The 381-nt window shown below is 59.1% G+C and carries 1 protein-coding gene; it reads right to left on the reverse strand.

Annotated features, from left to right (window positions below):
* Positions 1-358 (reverse strand): LysM peptidoglycan-binding domain-containing protein (locus GJ699_RS33975; RefSeq protein ID WP_154383814.1); only part of this gene is annotated, 358 nt, incomplete at its 3' end.
* Positions 359-381: the final 23 nt, after the last annotated feature.

A 381-nucleotide genomic window follows, 5' to 3' on the forward strand; every position in this document is an offset into this window, starting at 1 on the left:
GGACGATCAGCTCCTGGCCCGCCTTGAGCGGGTTCGTCAGGCCACCATTGGCTTCGGCCAGCAAATACCACAGATTCTGGTCGCCCCACAGCGCCTTGGCGATCTCTTGCAAGGTCTGGCTGTCGGTTTGCACCATGTAGACGCCAGGCGAGTTGCTGGCGGCAACTGCGGTGACGGTGTCGTAGACGGTGCTGAAACTCTCGTAACTGTCGCTGCTGCTGCCGATCAGCTGGCCGTTGACGATCAGGCTGTGGGTGGTGGTGTTGTCATAGCGCTTTTCCAGGATGTGGCCGTCGGCGTCGCTGAGGTAGGCCGCCGAATTGTAAGGCGTTACGGTTTGGTTTGCGTACTGCAGCAATTGTTTGATGTTGCCGTTGGCAT

It is taken from the genome of Duganella guangzhouensis (assembly GCF_009674535.1).
Classification (GTDB): domain Bacteria; phylum Pseudomonadota; class Gammaproteobacteria; order Burkholderiales; family Burkholderiaceae_D; genus Rugamonas; species Rugamonas guangzhouensis.